Genomic DNA, 4,004 nt, shown 5'->3' with positions numbered 1-4,004 from the left:
CTTGATAAATAACTGTATTTCCATTCGTAATTTCGGTGAGGGGAGTTTGACGAGTAATACTACTAATGGTTGGTGTGACTGCATCTATCTTAATGGCTGTGGTATCAGTCACATTTTTGAGGGTTAAATTAACGTTATTTCCCCCACTATCTTTAACAGTTGCATCCCCCGTTAAGGTTAACGCTGTTCCCATAACGAGGCCATTATTATCCTCTTTTCCTAAACCAATATTGTAACGGAAAATATGCTGAGTATTTGCTGCTCCTGTGCCCAATAACGTCGCATTAACAATTCCGCCTGTATCTAAAGTAACAGGAATACTAACATTTCCTGTCCCTTTATTAATCGTGACAGGCTGAGTAAATTTTACCACAAAATCGAGGTTATCTCCCGCTTTTAAGGTAATCGCAGGAGGAGCTTGAACTTTACTAATTTCTACCGCAGAAGCAATCAATTCAAAAGGAAAGTTAAACGGGTTTTCATCTCCATCATTATTACTAAAAGATAATTCTCCTTGGAGTGTTCCTATTTGATTAGGTGTGAGGGTAACATCAACAGTTGTACTAGCATTAGGAGCGAGTGTAGTGGTGGTAAAATTTCCTAATCCGGTGAAACCTGTTCCGCTAAAAGTTATCGGATTAGTTAATAATAAATCCCCTAATCCTGTATTTTTAATCGTGAAAGTTTTAGTGAGACTTCCTCCCAGGGATATCTGACCCAAATTAATAGCTGTTGAAGTTCCATCAATAATATTGGTAGTTCCGTCTAAGACTTCTATTTCTGGGGGAGCATATTCAAATGCACCAATATCAACAATATTATTAGCAATTCGGGCAAATCCAACGCCTCGTTGGTCGGTTGTTAATCCGGTCGCATTAGTCGTATTTCCTGTATCAATCCCTGGACTTCCTGCTAACAAAGCATGGGTAAAACTTAAGCCACCATTATCTTGTAAAGGGCCTAATTTAGCATCTAAAGGATTGGTGGCTGTTCCGACTAAACTACTGGCTGGAAATGTGGTTTCAACACCGCTATTATCTCCGATTAAATTTCCACCTCCATCCGTCCAAGTTCCTCCGGCTATATCGGGGTTTTTAATATTTGTTGATAAATCTTGATTTCCAGCAATTAATGTGTTTTTAAGGGTAGCTGTTCCACTATCTTGAAAAATGGCTCCACCACTATCATAAGAGGTACTATTAGTCGTATTAATATCGGCTTTGTTGTTCGTAAAGGTACTATTGGTAATGGATAAGTCGCCAACATTATAAATAGCACCGCCACTATCTTCTGCACTGTTACCGGAAAAGGTACTATTATTAATTGTAGCGGTACTGCTGTAGTAAATAAAAATTGCCCCACCGCCATTTCCTCCATCACCTGTAACTTTGTTATTGGCAAAGGTACTATTATTAACGGTAAGATTGCCTAGGGTACTACTAACATAAATTGCTCCTCCCCGTTTGTCTGCTTCCCCATTACTGAAACTGAGGTTATTGAGGGTGAGGTCACTATTGGAGGGAACATAAAAGAAACGGAAAGCAGGTGCTGTGGTGCTTCGTTCAATAATAGCCCCATTCCCGTTCAGGGTCAGTTTTCCGCCAACGGTTATATCTGTAGGAGTGGGTAAACCGTTAGCATCACTAGCATTACCATCGGAGGTGTTGTTATCAACGGTTGTTAAGCTGTAGACTCCTTTTGTTAAATTAATAATATCGTCTTCTGGTGTGGTGTTAGCCGTGTTAATGGCTGTTTTTAGCCCATCAACGGTACTGACGTTATAAGTCCCTAATATTGCTGGATAATCAGCAATTTTTTCTTGATTAAATGGAAATGGAGTGGTAATTTTTCCTAAGATAACATCTAGGTTCCAATTTCCTCCCAAGGGAGTATAACCCACTTTTTGACGCGAAGCCGCTAGGTTGACTCCTAGATAATGATGAAGACGAGACAGAAACCCACCGTTATCCGATGCGAGTTCACAACTATAGATTAAAAAATCGGTATTTTCTGTAAAAGTTTGTCGCCAAGTTTTGAGTTGGGGCGCATATTTTTCAAGATTATTGACGTTTAGGGTAGTATTACCTAAATGCAGTGTTCCTGAACTTCCATGGGTGAGCAGATGAACAGCTTTTAAATTTTTGTAGTCTGATAAAATATTGGTAATTTGTTGAATTCCATCTTCAGTTTTGGAGAGGATGATAAAATCAATATTTTCACTAATTGCGTCTAATAATTGGGGGATATTCGTAACGGATGAATCAATGATCAGTAATATATTATCCGTGAAGGCTGAACTTAGGTCAAAATTAATGGTACTCATGATCAATCCTTTATTTTCTATTACCTGAAGAGGTTCTAGTTTAGTCTGAATCAGTTGAAAAATTAGGGAGGTTTGTCAAGTGGAAAACCCACCCCTCGGCTGGAGGAGTCAAAAGATTATAGGAGATCGCACCCAGTTTAGGTGATGCTTCTAAAGGACAATCTCTAGGAATTTTATCCAAGCCTTTGGGTTTTGTTAGAGAATATCCTCATTTAATATTAATTTAATAAATTTAGTATAAACTAACTGATTGTTTTTTCTTCAGAAGTCTTGAAAATAATTACAAAAGTTTACATTTCAATCAAAAGTTATGTATTGACACTAAGTTTTCAAACTCCCGTCTTGGTCTTATAATTTCAGATAAATCTTGTTAAGTTTGTCGGGATTGACAAACGCAAAATTAACTTGGGGGAGTCCCTGTTGTTACTGAGCATTCGACGTTCGTTCACGCCGAAGTCTTGTCGAAGGTGTTACTGAACCTATGATACCCTAACGACTGACACCCCTTCAACACAGTCTGTATCTCGTCAGAAAGTTGACAGAAGAAAATATTGGAGATGAAGTACATTTGGCGTTGGCTTAGGCTGACGGCGTGGCTACACCGTCAGCTACTATACCTCACTTCTGGGGTAATTGCCATCAAGCGATAAATTCTGAGGAATTAATTAAGGTACTATCAAAACCCAACAGTTTAACAAGTTCCTCTCCCGTATTGGCAAGTTTAATGATTGTATTACCATTAACGGTTGTGATTTGCAACGCTTCAAGACTTAATCCGCCTGTTAACTGAATTTGATCTTCGCCTAGAGTAAAATCATTAATGATATCTACTCCTGTATTCCCTGCAATATAAAAGCGATCGCGTCCTTTACCTCCGATTAAAATATCATTTCCTAAATCTCCAAATAGGTGATCATCCCCTTCTCCTCCCTCTAAGAAATCATCTCCTTGTCCACCATAAAGGCTGTCATCTCCTAAATCTCCAAACAAGTTATCATTGTCTTGATTTCCAAATAGCAAATCATTATCTTTTCCACCATAGAGAAGATCTCCAGCAGCGCCGCCATGTGCTTCATCATCTCCTTGACCTAATGCAATGGTTTGGCCTAGTTTATCTCCAACAACAATATTTTTTCCGGCATCGCCCAAGAGTTGCATTTGCCCCCTTAATAAAGCAACATTAATATTTTGGAGTTGAATAATAGAATTAGGCAAATCCGTACTATCAATCAAGCTAATTTGTTGATTTCCGACTCCTGTTTGTTGTGATAAAGCTACATTGGCTTGTATCAGAATGGGCTGACTACTCGGTAAATCTCCTGGCAATTGGGAGAAAGGAGCAAACATAGAGAAATCCCATTGGGTATTGGCATCAAACCGAGTTAAAATTTGTTGAGCCAATTGATTGAGTTCAGAAGATTCAGTTCCTAGCGTTTCTTGAAGATCTGTTTGTAAATTTTGCAAGGTGCGATTATTTCCTGTCAAAATTGCACCGCCAATCTTTTCAGGGACAGAAACTTCAAAGCTTTCTCGATTGAAATGTTCAAAGATTTCTTGATTCGTCGCGTTGGCCTTAATCGGTTGTTCAGAAATACTCAATTTCTGGGGAACTTCCAGAGGGAATACCATACCCCCATTGGAATTCAATACATAATAATGCTGAGAAAATGTATCGTCTCCT

Annotated in this window: 2 protein-coding genes; both read right to left on the bottom strand. The window is 38.7% G+C overall.

Features of this window, described 5'->3' with window-relative positions; genetic code table 11:
• Nucleotides 1-2,323: DUF4347 domain-containing protein (locus PL9214_RS10570; protein ID WP_139295030.1), on the bottom strand; the 2,323-nt coding region annotated here is incomplete at its 3' end.
• Between the two features lie 639 nt (nucleotides 2,324-2,962).
• A partial coding sequence (locus tag PL9214_RS10565; protein WP_281250321.1) for a calcium-binding protein occupies nucleotides 2,963-4,004 on the bottom strand: 1,042 nt, incomplete at its 5' end.

The sequence above is a fragment of the Planktothrix tepida PCC 9214 genome (genome assembly GCF_900009145.1).
Taxonomy (GTDB): Bacteria; Cyanobacteriota; Cyanobacteriia; order Cyanobacteriales; family Microcoleaceae; genus Planktothrix; species Planktothrix tepida.
The sequence above is the reverse complement of the archived record's forward strand: the minus strand, read 5'-3'. Positions and strand labels throughout refer to the sequence as shown.